Raw genomic sequence first — 14,507 nt, 5'->3', positions numbered from 1 at the left:
GGCGAAAGGCAAGAGGCATGAGCGAGGCGCAGCCGACATCGGCGATGGTGGTGATCGGGGACGAGATCCTGTCGGGCCGCACCCGCGACAGCAACATGCATCACCTGGCCCAGGTGCTGACCGAGGCGGGCGCGCCCCTGCGCGAAGTCCGCGTGATCGCCGATGACCGGGCCGAGATCATCGCCGCGGTGCGGGAGCTCGCGGGGAAATACGATCACGTCTTCACCTCGGGCGGCATCGGCCCGACCCATGACGACATCACCGCCGAGGCGGTCGCCGCCGCCTTCGACACCCCGATCTCGGTCCGCGACGACGCGCGCGAGATCCTGCTGGCGCACTATGGCGACCCCGAGAAGCTGACCGAGCCGCGCCTGCGCATGGCCCGCATTCCCGACGGGGCGGAGCTGATCGCCAACCCGATCTCCGGCGCGCCGGGCTTCAAGCTGCGCAACGTCCATGTGATGGCGGGGGTCCCGATCATCTTCAACGCGATGGTCGAAAGCCTGCGCCCCACCCTGCGCGGCGGGCCGCGGATGCTGAGCCACGCTTTCCGCATCCCCATCGCCGAGGGCGACATCGCGGGCCCCCTGACCGGGCTCGCCGAGGCGCATCCCGAGATCAGCTTCGGCTCCTATCCGTTCTATCAGGGCGGCTATGGCTCGACGGTCGTCGCCCGCTCGGTCGACCCCGAGGCGCTGGCGGTCGCGGCCGAAGCCCTGCGCGCGATGTGCGCGAAGCTCGGCGCGAAGAACGTGACCGAACTGCCCCCGGTCTGAGACGGGCGCGGCGCGGCGGGGAGCCTCTTCCCGCGCCGCCCCCGCTCGGTTAATCCGTGGGCCAGCCCCGCTTGGCGGAATGGTAGACGCACGGGACTTAAAATCCCTTGCCCACGGGCGTGCCGGTTCGAGTCCGGCAGCGGGGACCATTGCTTCGCGGCCGCGGCCGCGCTCAGAACCGGCCCGGCGAAAACGCCGGGTCGGGTTCGGCCCGCCCTGCGGCGATGTCGGCGGCCATCCGCCCGATCCGGGGGCCGGCGGTCATGCCCACATGCTGGCCGCCGAAGGCCGCGATCACCCGCGTAGCCCCCGGCGCCGGCCCGATCACCGGCAGGCTGTCGGCGGTGGAGGGGCGGTGGCCGAGCCACTCCGCCTCCCCCTCCCATTCCGCCCCGGGCCAGAGCCGCGCCGCCGCGCGCCGCAGCAGCGCGGGCGGCCCGGCGGAGGGGCCGGCCTCGGTCCCGCCGAACTCCACCGCGCCTGCCAACCTGACGCCCCCCGCCATCGGGGTCGCCGCCACCCTGAGCGCGGTCGCCATCCACGGATGGGCGGGGCGCGCGTTGGACCGGCTGCGCAGGTGCAGGTGATAGCCGCGCTCGCTCTCCATCGGCACGTCGCGGCCGAGATCCCGCATCAGGGGGCGGGAATGCACGCCCCCCGCCAGCACCACCCGGTCGGCGCGCATCTTCGCGCCGCCGACCAGCTGCACCCGCCCCTCGCCATCCAGCGCCGCGACCTCGCCCCTCCGGAAAACGCCCCCCATCGCCACGAAGCGTGCGGCGAGCGCGGCGACATAGGCGCCCGGGTCGTGGATCCAGCCATGGTCGCGATAAATCGCCGCGAACCCCCATTCGGGCGCGAGCAGGGGGTCGCGGTCGCGCAGGGCGGCGCCCTCGGCCAGTTCCGGTTCCATGCCGTGTTCGCGACGCAGACCATGGCCGAAGGCGTCGGCCTCGTAGCCTGCCCGGTCGCGATAGAGGAAGCCGTAGTCGCCGCTCCGGATCAGGGCGGCGGCGTCGGGCGCCCCCTCGGCCAGCGCGCGATGCTGGGCCACGGCGTCGGTCAGCAGCCCGGCGAGGGCGGCGGCGATGCGGCGGACCTCGGCCTCGGACCCGTGACGCAGGAAGCGGACGAGGAAGGGGGCGAGCCGCGGCAGATATGACCAGCGCAGGAACAAGGGCCCGTCGGGGTCGAGCAGCATCCCCGGCGCCTTCGCGAGCAACCCCGGCTGCGACACCGGCACGATGCCGGCTCGCGCCAGGATGCCCGCATTGCCGTAGGAGGCCGCGGCCGGGTCGCCGGGCGTCGCGCGATCGATCAGGGTCACCCGCCAGCCGTAGCGCAGGAGCCAGGTGGCCGCCGAGACTCCGGCGATGCCCGCCCCCACCACGATGGCGCGCCGCCCCGCATCGGGGTCGTGGCGCGGGGCGGCGTCGTCGTGATCGTCCATGGCCGGCCTCCGGTTGATCCGGCGCGCAGGCTCCGGCGGGGGCGTGGCGCTGTCAATGCGCCGCGGCGCGCGGTTCCGCGCGGACACGGCGCGCGGGCCCGCAGTTCAGCAGGCCGGCGCGTCAGCAGGCCGGTGGCACACGTCTGCGCCGACTCGCCGCGACCAGCACCCCCAGCCCGCCTAGCAGCGCGAATGCGGCCGGGGGCGCGGGCACGGGCATGAAGACGCCGTGGATGTCCACCGACAGCGGTGACACACGCAAGACCCTCTTCAATTCGGTGATCCAATCCTCCGCATAGCGATCGATCGCGGCTGAATTCCCAGGATACAGAGTCGTGTCCGGCGATAGAAATGCGCCGAGCAGCAGATCCAAACGGTTCACGTCAACATCTCCTGCCAACAACCAGTCCGCATTGCCTCCAAGAACCCACGGAATATCCGGCCCCAGAAGCGACGGGTCCACGAAACCGCTCACGATGATGCGCGTGCCGGTGATCCCATAGGCCGCGCTTTCGAAGTCACGGGCCCCGCGCAGCGAGATCCCTCCGAACAGGGCGGCCTGGGCGCCGCTGTCGGCGCCGATTAGGGTGACCGCCGCATCCGGATCCTCAAAAAGTCCCAGGCGGTCGGAGGGGAGGGCGTCGGGCGCCGTCTCGTCCATGCTCACCCGCAGACGCACCGTCTCGCCCAGCAGGAAGCCGGCGAAGGCCGCCGGCGGCGCGTCCTCCAGATGGTCGATTGGGCCGAGCTCCAGCTCAAATGTCACCATGGCCGCGGCGGGATCCGCCGTCGTCGTCGAAATCGCAGCCGCAATCAGCGCCGCCGCGGCGATGGGCCTGAAAATCGTCATGTCGATCACCCCATTGAAATCCCGCCGCCCCCGGCGGATCGATAAGAAATGACGCAACGTCAAATAGCCGGTCAAGCGTTTCCGCCCGCCCTTGCCCGTCCGTCCGCTTTGGGGTTGAGTGCCGGCCTCGCCGCTCGGCCCCTGACCGCGCTCGCCCTCGCCCGCCGCAATCGCCGGAGCCCCCCATGTCCGCCCGCATCCTGATCCTCAACGGCCCCAATCTGAACCTGCTGGGGCTGCGCGAGCCCGAGATCTACGGGGCCGACACGCTCGCCGACATCGAGGCGCGCTGCCGCGACCGGGCCGAGCGGCGGGGCGCCGACCTCGACTTCCGCCAGTCCAACCACGAAGGCGCGCTGGTCGACGCGATCCACGCGGCGCGCGGCGACCGCGACGCCATCATCCTCAACGCCGGGGCCTACACCCACACCTCGGTCGCGATCCTCGACGCGCTGCGCGCCTTCGAGGGAAAGGTGATCGAGCTGCACCTGTCCAACACCCACCGGCGCGAGGACTTCCGCCACCTGTCCTATGTGGCGTTCCGCGCCGACGGCATCATCATGGGCTTCGGCGCGCCGGGCTACCTGATGGCGCTGGACGCCGCCTGCGACATGGTCTCGGGCGACCGGACATGACCGTGACCCCCGATCCCGTCGCCCATGTCGCCGGCGAAGGCCGCTCGCGCGACGACCGCCCGCTTGTCGCCGCCGCCTGGATGGGCGGGGCGCTCTGCTGCTTTTCAGCCATGGCGATCTCGGGGCGCGAAGCCGCGGTCGAGCTCGATACCTTCGAGATCATGTTCTACCGCTCCGTCATCGGCGTGGCGATCGTGATGGCGGCGCTCATCGTCACCGGCCAGCTGCGCGAGGTCCGCGCCCGCCGGCTCGGCCTGCATCTGGGCCGCAACATCGCGCATTTCACCGGGCAGAACCTGTGGTTCTATGCGGTCACCCTGATCCCGCTCGCCCAGCTTTTCGCCTATGAGTTCACCAATCCGCTCTGGGTGGCGATGCTGGCGCCCCTGCTGCTGGGAGAGCGCTTCACCCCGACCCGCATCGTCGCCGCCGCCATCGGCTTCGTCGGCATCCTGGTGGTGGCGCGGCCGTGGGAGGCGGGAGGCGTCGTGGGCGGATTCGGGGTCGGGCAGATCTCGGCGCTCGGGGCCGCGCTGGGCTTCGCCTTCACGGTGATGATCACCAAGAAGTTGGGCCGGACCGAGAGCACGGCCTCGATCCTGTTCTTCATGACGATGATGCAGACGGTCATGGGCCTGATCTGCGCGGGATATGACGGCGACATCGCCTTCCCCGCCGCGACCCTGCCCTGGGTGGTTCTGGTCGCCTGCTGCGGGCTGGGGGCGCATTTCTGCGTGACCACGGCGCTGTCGAAGGCCCCGGCCTCGGTGGTGGCGCCGATGGAGTTCCTGCGCCTGCCGATGATCGCCGTGATCGGGGCGATGTTCTACGACGAGCCGCTGGAGGCGATGGTCTTCGCCGGCGCCGCCCTGGTGCTGGGCGCCAACCTGATGAACATGCGGGCGGAGCGGCGACGGGCGGCGGCGGCCTGAGCCGCCGGGGCGCGGCGTGCGGCGCGCGGTCCACACGCCGTGTCGCGTTGCCTCTTCCGCAGCGCAACAACCCGTGCTATCCGCCGCGCGGCAGATACCGGACGCCGAACGAAGGATTTGACATGAACCTCGACGCGATCCCCGCGGGCAAAAACCCGCCCTCCGACATCAACGTGGTCATCGAGATCACCGGCGGCGCCGGCGGCGGCGCGCCCGTGAAATACGAGATCGACAAGGAGTCGGGGGCGGTCTTCGTGGACCGCATCGTCAACACCCCGATGTTCTACCCGTGCAATTACGGCTTCGTGCCCAACACCCTGCATGCCGACGGCGACCCCACCGACGTGCTGGTGCTGTGCGACTTCCCGCTCGCCCCCGGCGTCGTCATCCGCTGCCGCCCGGTGGGCGTGCTGAAGATGGAGGACGACGGCGGCATGGACGACAAGCTGATCGCCGTCCCCGTCGAGAAGGTCGATCCGTTCCAGGCCCATATCCAGGACCTGACCGACATCGCCCCGAAGACCCGCGACCGCATCAAGCACTTCTTCGAGCACTACAAGGACCTCGAGGAAGGCAAGTGGGTGAAGGTCATCGGCTGGGGCGACAAGGCCGAGGCCGAGACGATCCTGCGCGCTTCGCTGGACGCGATGAAGAAATGAAGCGTCCCCGCCGGCCGCGTCCCCGACGGGGCGCGGCCGGCGCCGCGACGCCCTGAGATGAAACGCCCGGCCTCGCGGCCGGGCGTTTCGCTTTTTCGGGGGGCGGCCGTCGGGGGAGCCGCCCCGCCCCGGCGCCCTTCACAACCCAGGCCCGTTAAGCTACCGCAGATCCACGCCGCGCGCCCATTCCGGGGCCCGCGCGCAGGAGGACCGACCATGCTCTACCCCGACGCCGCAAGCTGGCGCGCCGCCGAAGGCCGCGCCATCGCGCTCATCGGCATGTCCGGCGTGGGCAAGACCCGGCTGTCGAGCATGCTGCGCGACGAGGGCGACTGGTTCCACTATTCGGTCGATTACCGCATCGGCACCCGCTATCTGGGCGAGCGGATCACCGACGAATTCAAGCGCGAGGCGATGAAGTCGCCGAAGCTCCGCGAAATGCTGCGCTCCGACAGCCTGTCGCTGCGATCCAAATTGTCGTTCCACAACCTCACGCCGCTGTCGAACTGGCTGGGCAAGCCCGGCGACCCGGCGCTTGGCGGCATGGATTTCGACGAATACGTCCGCCGCCAGCGCCTGCACCGCGAGGCGGAGATCGCCGCGATGCTGGACGCGCGCGCCTTCGCCGACCGGGCGCGGGATCTTTACGATTACAACAGCTTCGTGTGCGACACCTCGGGCTCCATCTGCGAAGTGGTGGAGCCCGACAATCCCCGCGACCCGGTGCTGAGCGCGCTGAGCCGCGCGATGCTGCTGGTTCATATCCGCGGCGGCAAGGCGCATGAAGCGGCCCTGAAGGCCCGCTTCGACCGGGCGCCGAAGCCGATCTACTACCGGGAGGAGATGCTGCACGGCTTCTGGGCCGAATACCTGGCCGAAACCGGTGGAAAGCCGGACCAGGTCGACCCCGACGCCTTCATCCGCTGGGGCTTCGCCCGGCAGATCGACGCGCGCCGCCCGCGCTACCAGGCCATCGCCGATGGCTGGGGCGTGACGGTGGAGGCCGAAGAGATCGCCGAAGTGACCTCGCCCCATGACTTCTTCGAGTTGATCGCCCGCGCGCTCGACCGCCGCGAAGCCGCCGGCATGTGAGGGCGGCCGACCCGGCCGCCGAACCCCGCGAGGACCCGCCCCCACGACATCCGAAAGGCTGAGCGCGCGCCGCCGACCCTGCGCGCATCGTTCACGAGGCCCATCCGCCATGCCCATCAAGATCCAAGCCGGACTGCCCGCCATCGACGTGCTCGACCGCGAGGGCGTCATGGTGGTGTCCGACGACATCGCCGCCCGCCAGGACATCCGCCCGCTGCATGTGGGCCTGCTCAACCTGATGCCGACCAAGGTGGCGACGGAGACCCAGTTCGCCCGCCTGATCGGCGCGGGCCCCCTGCAGATCGAGCTCAGCCTGATCCGGATGACCGATCACCAGAGCCGCAACACCTCCGCCGCGCATCTGGAGGCGTTCTATGCGCCTTTCGCGGAGATCGAGGCCTCGGGCCGCAAGTTCGACGGGCTGATCGTCACCGGCGCCCCGGTCGAACGGCTGCCCTTCGAAGAGGTCACCTATTGGGACGAGCTCACCCGCATCTTCGACTGGTCGCGCAGCCATGTGCATTCGGCCTTCGGGGTGTGCTGGGGGGGGCAGGCGATGCTTCACCACCTCTACGGGGTGCCCAAGCGCGATCTCGAGAAGAAGGCGTTCGGCATCTACCGGCACCGCGTGCTGGCCGCGGCCTCGCCCTATCTGCGCGGCTTCGGCGACGATTTCGAGGCGCCGGTCAGCCGCTGGACCGAGAATCGGGCCGAGGACATCGAAGCCGCCGGCGGGCTGGAGATCCTGGCGAGCTCGCCCGAGGTCGGCCCCTGCCTGGTGCAGGACGCGGCCGCGCGGCGGCTCTTCATGTTCAACCACCTGGAATACGACCGCGACACGCTGAAGGCGGAATACGATCGCGACGTCGCCGCGGGCGGCGAGATCGAGCTGCCCTGGCGCTATTTCCCCGGCGACGACCCGACCCGCGCCCCCAAGGACCGGTGGCGCAGCCATGCCCACCTGCTTTACGGCAACTGGATCAACCAGATCTACCAGACCACGCCCTATGAGATGGAGCGGATCGGCGAGCCTGGCGCGCGCGGCGAGGCCGGCTGACGCGCCGCCGGCTCCCGACGCTGGGGGGCCGGGGCGACGGCCGGTGCGGCGGCGGCGGCCTTTGCGCGCAACGGCGCCGGCTCCTGCCGCAGCGGGTGCGGGACCTCCGCTTCCTCCAGTCCCAGCATGCGGCGCAGACTGAACCAGCGGCGTTTCGGCGGGGTTGGCGGGTCGGCCGGCGTGGATTTCGCGAGCACCGCGGCCGCGACCTTCGCCGGCTTCGACGTCGCCTCCCGGGCGGGGAAGGGAGCGGAGGCGGGGAGAGGGGCGGAGGCGGGAGCGTGGAACGCGTCCCTCGCCGCGATCCGCGCCGCGACGGGGGCGGCCATCGCGGGCGTGTCGGCTGCCGGAACCGCAGGCGCCGCCGCGGCTTTCCGCGTCGGGTTCCGCGCCAGCCGTCGGATCTCCTGACGCCGTCGGGCGGCCTCGGCCCGGGTCAGGCGCCGCGGCGGCTGCTCGAGATCGAGCGCGAGCGCGATCTGGGCCGGATCCGCATGGGCGTCGTCGACCGCATGCCGCCGCTCGCGCATCTCCGGCTCGGGCGCCGCCCTGCTGCGAAGCGCCCCCGCCACGCCCGAGCGCGGGGCGGGTGGGGCGGCGCCGATGAAGGCGGCGCGGGCCTCGGCCGCCTCCCGCGCCTCGTCGTCCATGTCCGCCTCCGCCGCGGCGCCGAAAGCGTCCGGATCCGTCTCCGGCTCGGGCAGCTCCACCCCATGGTTGCGCGCGCGCATCCTGAGCCGCGTCTCCGCCTCCCGGAACCGGACGAGACGCGGCTCCAGCTCGGCCAGGATGAACTGCGCGTCGTTGCGCGACGCCTCGGTGTCCAGCAACGCGCCGACCGGGGCGGCGAACATGCCGTGGATGGTGTCGCGGATGCAGGTGGAGTCGTTGACCAGCCCCTCAAGCAGCGCCATCGCGTCCATGTCGATGCGCAGCCCGTTGCGGCGCGCGGCGACGCGCAGCGCCTCCGCCGCGTCCTCCATCTCCGCCTCGAAACTGTCGTGCAGCGCGCGCAGGCGCAGCCGCTCCTTGTCCGCGATGGGCTCGCCCGCCGCGAGGCGGCGCAGGAAGCCGAGCGATCCGCGATCCTGAAAATACAGTCGCCGCATGCGCCCGAGGATCACCGCCGCGCGCAGATCCCACTCGACGCTGCCGAACCGCGATTCCAGGGTCAGCGTGACGCTCAGCAACCGGTCGAGGCTGCGCAGCTCCTGCTCCACACGGGTGTTCCAGTTCGGCATGACGCTCCCCTTCAGCCGGCCCGAACGTCATCATACGAGGGCTCGGTGAAGGAGAGGTTCAGGAAACGGGTGAACGACTCCCTTCCCCGCTGCGCGCGCGGGGCAGATTGGTATCGCGCCGCCGCCCGTCTATAAGGGCGCGATGAGCGATGCGGGCGAGGATCGGGGGGCGGAGGATGGCGGGCGCGCCAAGCGCGGCTATCATCACGGCAATCTGCGCGAGGCGCTGGTCGAAGCCGCCCTGCCGCTGATCGCCGAACGCGGGCCCCAGGGCTTCACGCTGTCCGAAGTGGCGCGGGAGGCGGGCGTCTCCGGCGCCGCCCCCTACCGCCATTTCAAAGGCCGCGAGGACCTGATCGCCGAGATGGCGCGCCGCGGCTTCGAGCTTTTCGCCGACCTGCTGGAAAAGGCCTGGGACGGCGGCCGCCCCTCGCCGATCTCGGCCTTCGAGAAGATGAGCCGGGCCTATCTGCATTTCGCGCGGCGCGAGCCGGGCATGTACATCGCCATGTTCGAAAGCGGCATCGTGGTCGGCGCGGACCCCGCGCTGCTGGCCGCGTCGGATCGGGCGATGGGGGTGATGCGCATGGCCTCGGAGGCGCTGGTGATGCGCCTGCCGCCCGAGAAGCGCCCGCCGGTGCAGATGATGTCCTATCACATCTGGGCGCTGAGCCACGGGGTCGTGGAGCTCTTCGCCCGCGACAGCGCCGGACGCAAAGCCTCGATCTCGGCCGAGGATCTGCTGGAATCGGGCGCCATGGTCTACCTGCGCGGGCTCGGCCTGATTCCGAACGGAGACTGAACGGCCAGCGCCAATCCGCGCAGTGGCCAGGTCCGTGCCCGCCGCCTAGATTTCCCTGATCGTCGCGACGCTACGGAGCCCTGCATGGACATCGCCAAACTCGTCATCAAGGCTCGCAAGATGCGCGCGAAGTCGTCCTATCACGACGCCGCAACGCTCGGCTCGGCGCGCATCGCGCAGAACGCCGGCCAGATCCGCGGCGTGTTCGTGCATATCCACAAATGCGCCGGCACCTCGGTGATCAACCGGCTGCAGGCGCGGCCGGAGACGATCTGCTGCGTGGCGCGGCCGGGCGATTTCGACGGGCGCACGGGGCGTGAGCTCATTCCGGACGAAATCTGGGCCCAGGCGAAGAAATTCACCTTCGTGCGCAATCCCTACGCCCGGATCTACTCCGCCTGGGCGATGTTCTCCAACAGCTGGATGTGGCGACTGGTGTGGAAGGACTTCGACGCCTTCGTCGAGAGCATGTATTTCTGCGACGTCGACCGGCAGTTCATCCGCCACGAGATGCCGGAGCGCGAGTTCAACGCCACCCTGGACACGGTGATCCACCACTGCTCCAGCTTCCACAACCCGAAATATCATATCGAAGAGATGGACTATATCGGCAAGGTCGAGACGCTGGCCGCCGACATGGAGGCGATCTCGGCGATGCTGGGGGTCGATCTCGGCGCCGTGCCGCATCTGCGCAAGACCGCGGGCGGAGCGTCTTACCGCGATCAGTATTCCGACCACGCCCGCAAGCTGATCGCCGACAAATACGCCGCCGACATCGAGCGCTTCGAATACACGTTCTGACACGCCCGAGAAGCCGGGCCCGCGCCACGCCGGCGCCCCGCTCGGCCAGGGGCGCGCTGGCCATGCGCGGCCCGAGGCGCTAGGGAACGGCCCGGGATCCGGGCCGGATCCCGCCGCGACACCTCGCCCCCGGAGCGCGCCATGACCCGACCCGACGACCGCGATCCATTCCCCCCCGTCGCACCCCGTCCCGTCGCGCGCCCGCCTGTCGCGACCCCGCCGGTCGCGCCCGATCCGCTGCAGCCCGACCTGCTGATGGAACCGCCCCGCGACGCGAAGGAGGCGCGCAAGCAGGCGAGGCGCCGCGCCGCCCAGGCCGACTGGCGCTCGGAGCTTCAGGGCCCCGGCGCGCGGCGCCGCGCCTGGCTCGACATGCTGTTTTCCGACCACGCCGTGCTGCGCTACGCCTTCCTCAACCTGCACCGGGTCGGCGGCTCGGCCTTCCGCTCCGCCCAGCCGCTGCCCCACCAGATCCGCCGGCTGGCGCGCGAGGGGCTCGCCGCGGTGATCTCGCTGCGCGGCGGCGTGCTGTTCGGGTCGTATCCGCTGGAGCGGGAGGCCTGCGAGGCGGCGGGGCTGGTCTTCCGCCGCGCCGTCCTGCGTTCGCGCGGGCTGCCGAGCCGGGAAGAACTCGCCGCCCTGCGGGTCCTGATCGCCGACATTCCGACGCCGGTGCTGTTCCACTGCAAGTCGGGGTCGGATCGCGCCGGCTTCATGGCGGGGCTGTGGCTGATCGAGCGGGAGGGGCGCACGGCGGCCGAGGCGCAGGGGCAGCTGTCGTGGCGCTACCTGCACCTGAGCCGCGGCCCGACCGGCGTTCTCGACCTGTTCTTCGCCCGCGCCGCCGAGGCCGAGGCCCAGGGCGTGCCGTTCCGGACCTGGGTGGAGACGGAATACGACCGCGACGCCCTGCTGGAGGAGCATCGCGCCGCTCGAAAAGGTCTTGGCGCGCGCATCGCGGGCTGGGTCACCGACCGCTTGCTGCGCCGGGAATGAGGCCGGGCGGGCGCGCCGGCCCCGGCGTCAGGGAACCTGCTCGGGGCTTTGAGCCTGGAGGCGCAGCGCCGCCGCCTCGCGCCGGGTGACCCGGCCGAGCGGATCATCGGGCGCGGCCTCGCCGTCGTCCGCCGCATCGCCCGGGCCGTAGACCTCGACCGACATCTGGCCGAAGGCCTGCAGTCCGAACGGGCCGATCAGGCCGGCGGCGGATCGCGGGGCGGTGATCTCGATCCGCCGATGGGCGCCGTCGGTGATCGCCACCGCATAGGTCCGCCGGTCCAGATCGCCGAGGGCCGCGGCGATCTGGCGGGCGGCGGCCTCGGGTCCGATCTCGCCCCGCGCCATCTCGCTCAGCGCCGCGCGGGCCGCGGCGCGCATGTTCGCCTCGGCCCGCACCACCACCAGCCGATTGGCCCCGGCCAGCAGCAGGTACGCCACGATCGGGGCGAACAGCGCCGCTTCGGAGGCGCGGCGCCAGGCGCGGGGGCCCGGCGGCGGGTTCTTGAGATCGGTGCTGGCCATGCGGCGGAGGGGTTCCGGGCGCGGATCGGGGGGACGCAGGCGCGCGCGCCAAGCGGAAAGGCTCCGCTGCAGGGCGGCGCGTAGGGTGGGGCGGAGAATGACGGGCGGGCCGGAACGAGATGCCGGGCCTTCAGGCGCCGCGGGCGTCGCGGGCGTCGCGGCGCCTGAAGGCGAATCTCCGCTCAGAACGGCAGCTTCATGCCCGGCGGCAGCGGCATGCCTTCGGCGGCGCGCGCCATCTCGGCCTGGGCGGCTTCGGCGGCGTTGTCCTGGGCGCTGCGGATGGCGGCCACGATCAGGTCCTCCACCGCCTCGCGGTCCTCGGGCACGAACAGCGACGGATCGATGCTGAGGCCGCGCAGCTCGCCCTTGCCGGAGACGCGGGCCTTGACCAGGCCGGCGCCGGCCTCGCCCTCGGCCTCGATCTCGGCGATGCGGGCCTGGGCTTCGGCCATCTTGCCCTGAAGCTCCTGCGCCTTGGCCATCATCTTGGCCATGTCGCCGAGGTTACCCAATCCCTTGAGCATGGGACGCTCCTTGCGTTCGGGCCGCCCGATGCGGCGGGGCGGCGGGGTTGGCTGGCCGACCCGGGCGGGGCGGCGGAGATTCGCGACCGGCCCGCGGCGCGGCGGGACGGACAGCATATGCGCAATGAGGGCCGGCGCGGCAATGTCGGATCGCGGCGGCGGGGTCGCGACGGTCAGGGGCGCTCTTCGAACACGTCGACCGGATCCCAGCCATCCCAGTCCTCGTCGTCGGGCGTCTCCTCCCATTCCGGGGCGGTCTGGGTCTCCTCGGCCGGGGCCTCGGCCCCGAAGGCGCGGGTGGCGAGGATTTCAGCCTCGGGGAAGGCTTCCAACGCCGCGCGGACCAGCGGGTGTTCGCGCAGGCGCGCGTGGAGGTCGTCGCGCTCGGCGTCGCGCCGCTCGGCCTCGGTGGGCGCGCCGCCCGAGGCCTCCACCGCCACCATCCAGCGCGCCCCGGTCCAGGTGCGCAGCCGCTGGGCGAGGTCGGCCGCGAGGCTCTGCGGGGCCGAGGCCGAGGGTTCGAAGACGATCCGGCCCGGCTGGTAGGAGATCAGGCGCAGGCCGGTCTCGACCTCCACCATCAGGCGGGCGTCGCGCTTGTCACGGATCAGGGCGAGCACGTCCTCGAAGGTGGCCAGCGCCGCGACGGCGGCGGAGACTTCCATATCGGGGACCACGGCAGGGGTCGGATCGCGCGGCTCGGGCGTCGCGGTGGCCAGCGTCGGGCGCGGCGCCGCGGCCCGGGGGGCGGAGGCGGGCGCGGGGGCATGCGCGGGCGCCGCGACGGCGCGGAACGCCCCGCCGGAGGCCTGGGCGCGCGCCCCGCCTCCACCGCCGCCCGAGGGGGCGGAGGGCGCGGCCGCGGGCGCGGCGGCGTCCTCGCTGGTCAGCCGGCGGATCAGATCCTCGGGGCTCGGCAGGTCGGCGACATGGGTCAGGCGGATGATCGCCATTTCCGCGGCCATCATCGGGTTGGAAGCGGCCGCCGCCTCCTCCATCGCCTTCAACAGCATCTGCCAGGCGCGGGCGAGCGGGCGCAGGGCGAGGCGGGAGGCGTAGTCCTTGGCCCGCGCCCGCGCATCCGGCCCGGCGGTGGGATCGTCGGCGGCCTCGGGCGTGATCTTGGCGATGGAGATCCAGTGCGTGACCTCCGCCAGATCGCGCAGCACCGCGAGCGGGTCGGCGCCTTGGGCGTATTGCTCCGACAGCTCCGACAGCGCGGCCGCGCAGTCGCCGCGCATCACCGCCTCGAAGAGATCCAGCGTCCTGCCCCGGTCGGCGAGGCCGAGCATGGAGCGAACCTCGTCGGCCGAAGTCTCCCCCGCCCCGTGGGCGATGGCCTGGTCGAGCAGCGAGAGCGCGTCGCGGGCGGACCCCTCGGCCGCGCGGGCGATCAGGGCGAGCGCGTCCTCGGCGACTTTCGCGCCTTCCTTGGCCGCGATGCCGGCGAGATGGGTCATCATCGCCTCCGGCTCGATCCGGCGCAGGTCGAAGCGCTGGCAGCGGGAGAGGACGGTGACCGGAACCTTGCGGATCTCGGTGGTGGCAAAGATGAACTTGACGTGCTCGGGCGGTTCTTCGAGCGTTTTGAGCAGCGCGTTGAAGGCGGAGGTGCTGAGCATGTGCACCTCGTCGATGATGTAGACCTTGTAGCGGGCCGAGGCCGCCCGGTAGCGGACCGCGTCGATGATCTCGCGCACGTCGCCGACGCCGGTGCGCGACGCGGCGTCCATCTCCATCACGTCGACATGGCGGGATTCGGCGATGGCGATGCAGGGCTCGCAGACGCCGCAGGGGGCGATGGTGGGGCCGCCCTGCCCGTCCGGCCCGATGCAGTTGAGGCCCTTGGCGACGATCCGGGCGGTGGTGGTCTTGCCCACCCCGCGCACGCCGGTGAGGATGAAGGCGTGGGCGATGCGCTCGCTTTCGAAGGCGTTGCGCAGGGTGCGCACCATCGCCTCCTGCCCGATCAGATCGGCGAAGGTGGCGGGACGGTATTTGCGGGCGAGCACCTGGTAGGCGGGTTTCGCGTCCTTCGTGCGGGGGGGCGCGTGCGCGTCGTCGGCCATGTGGGCTCCGGCCTCGTTCGAGGGGCCTCGCATCGGAGGGTCGGGGCGATGGTAGGGGCCGGCGCGCGGAGGGGCAAGGCGGGGAGGCGCCGCGC

Annotated in this window: 15 protein-coding genes and 1 tRNA gene; 10 read left to right on the top strand and 6 right to left on the bottom strand. The window is 71.8% G+C overall.

All coding sequences use genetic code 11. From position 1 onward, the window contains the following. Window positions 1–17: 17 nt before the first annotated feature. Together ACTB72_RS01005 and ACTB72_RS01000 are read left to right on the top strand one after the other, a co-directional pair. Window positions 18–776 (top strand): competence/damage-inducible protein A, encoded by a 759-nt coding sequence (locus ACTB72_RS01005; RefSeq protein WP_463035108.1) that lies wholly within the window; start codon window positions 18–20, stop codon window positions 774–776. Window positions 777–841: 65 nt separating this feature from the next. Then, a tRNA-Leu gene (locus ACTB72_RS01000) sits at window positions 842–925 on the top strand. Between the two features lie 23 nt (window positions 926–948). Here ACTB72_RS01000 and ACTB72_RS00995 read toward each other — a convergent pair. Together ACTB72_RS00995 and ACTB72_RS00990 are read right to left on the bottom strand one after the other, a co-directional pair. Continuing rightward, window positions 949–2,226, bottom strand: coding sequence for an NAD(P)/FAD-dependent oxidoreductase (locus tag ACTB72_RS00995; protein ID WP_463035107.1), 1,278 nt, complete (start codon window positions 2,224–2,226; stop codon window positions 949–951). A 121-nt stretch (window positions 2,227–2,347) separates the two neighbouring features. Then, entirely contained in the window at window positions 2,348–3,151 is an 804-nt protein-coding gene (locus tag ACTB72_RS00990; protein WP_463035106.1) for a hypothetical protein, read from the bottom strand. Window positions 3,152–3,261: 110 nt separating this feature from the next. Here ACTB72_RS00990 and aroQ point away from each other — a divergent pair, with 110 nt between their 5' ends. The 5 genes from aroQ to ACTB72_RS00965 all read left to right on the top strand — a co-directional run bounded on the left by aroQ (window position 3,262) and on the right by ACTB72_RS00965 (window position 7,451). Continuing rightward, window positions 3,262–3,711 (top strand): type II 3-dehydroquinate dehydratase, encoded by a 450-nt coding sequence (gene aroQ, locus ACTB72_RS00985; protein ID WP_463035105.1) that lies wholly within the window; start codon window positions 3,262–3,264, stop codon window positions 3,709–3,711. Next, on the top strand, window positions 3,708–4,643 hold the full coding sequence (locus ACTB72_RS00980) for a DMT family transporter (protein WP_463035104.1): 936 nt from the start codon (window positions 3,708–3,710) through the stop codon (window positions 4,641–4,643). Before aroQ ends, ACTB72_RS00980 begins: the two co-directional genes overlap by 4 nt. Before the next feature lie 122 nt (window positions 4,644–4,765). Then, the gene (ppa, locus tag ACTB72_RS00975; RefSeq protein WP_463035103.1) at window positions 4,766–5,302 is read left to right on the top strand and encodes an inorganic diphosphatase; all 537 of its coding nucleotides are present in this window, start codon (window positions 4,766–4,768) and stop codon (window positions 5,300–5,302) included. Between the two features lie 216 nt (window positions 5,303–5,518). Further along, window positions 5,519–6,394, top strand: coding sequence for an ATPase (locus ACTB72_RS00970; protein WP_463035102.1), 876 nt, complete (start codon window positions 5,519–5,521; stop codon window positions 6,392–6,394). 109 nt (window positions 6,395–6,503) lie between these two features. Then, window positions 6,504–7,451 carry a homoserine O-succinyltransferase gene (locus tag ACTB72_RS00965; RefSeq protein ID WP_463035101.1) on the top strand — a complete coding sequence of 316 codons (948 nt, stop codon included), beginning with the start codon at window positions 6,504–6,506 and terminating at the stop codon, window positions 7,449–7,451. Here the strand turns inward: ACTB72_RS00965 and ACTB72_RS00960 are convergent. Continuing rightward, window positions 7,400–8,692: a hypothetical protein gene (locus tag ACTB72_RS00960; RefSeq protein WP_463035100.1), complete on the bottom strand. Its 1,293-nt coding sequence runs from the start codon at window positions 8,690–8,692 to the stop codon at window positions 7,400–7,402. The genes ACTB72_RS00965 and ACTB72_RS00960 overlap by 52 nt on opposite strands. 142 nt (window positions 8,693–8,834) lie before the next feature. Here ACTB72_RS00960 and ACTB72_RS00955 point away from each other — a divergent pair, with 142 nt between their 5' ends. The 3 genes from ACTB72_RS00955 to ACTB72_RS00945 all read left to right on the top strand — a co-directional run bounded on the left by ACTB72_RS00955 (window position 8,835) and on the right by ACTB72_RS00945 (window position 11,291). Further along, entirely contained in the window at window positions 8,835–9,494 is a 660-nt protein-coding gene (locus ACTB72_RS00955; RefSeq protein ID WP_463035099.1) for a TetR/AcrR family transcriptional regulator, read from the top strand. 84 nt (window positions 9,495–9,578) lie between these two features. Continuing rightward, entirely contained in the window at window positions 9,579–10,295 is a 717-nt protein-coding gene (locus tag ACTB72_RS00950; RefSeq protein WP_463035098.1) for a sulfotransferase family 2 domain-containing protein, read from the top strand. A 141-nt stretch (window positions 10,296–10,436) separates the two neighbouring features. Further along, window positions 10,437–11,291 (top strand): phosphatase domain-containing putative toxin, encoded by an 855-nt coding sequence (locus tag ACTB72_RS00945; RefSeq protein ID WP_463035097.1) that lies wholly within the window; start codon window positions 10,437–10,439, stop codon window positions 11,289–11,291. Window positions 11,292–11,318: 27 nt separating this feature from the next. Here the strand turns inward: ACTB72_RS00945 and ACTB72_RS00940 are convergent, their stop codons facing one another. The 3 genes from ACTB72_RS00940 to ACTB72_RS00930 all read right to left on the bottom strand — a co-directional run bounded on the left by ACTB72_RS00940 (window position 11,319) and on the right by ACTB72_RS00930 (window position 14,412). Beyond that, complete coding sequence (locus ACTB72_RS00940) at window positions 11,319–11,816, bottom strand: hypothetical protein (RefSeq protein ID WP_463035096.1); 498 nt, start codon at window positions 11,814–11,816, stop codon at window positions 11,319–11,321. 182 nt (window positions 11,817–11,998) lie between these two features. Next, window positions 11,999–12,343, bottom strand: a complete 345-nt coding sequence (locus tag ACTB72_RS00935; protein WP_463035095.1) for a YbaB/EbfC family nucleoid-associated protein — start codon at window positions 12,341–12,343, stop codon at window positions 11,999–12,001. A 173-nt stretch (window positions 12,344–12,516) separates the two neighbouring features. Beyond that, the gene (locus ACTB72_RS00930) at window positions 12,517–14,412 is read right to left on the bottom strand and encodes a DNA polymerase III subunit gamma/tau (RefSeq protein ID WP_463035094.1); all 1,896 of its coding nucleotides are present in this window, start codon (window positions 14,410–14,412) and stop codon (window positions 12,517–12,519) included. Window positions 14,413–14,507: the final 95 nt, after the last annotated feature.

Source organism: Albimonas sp. (genome assembly GCF_055129145.1).
Note: the sequence above shows the minus strand (reverse complement) of the source record. Positions and strands in the feature narration are given on the sequence as shown.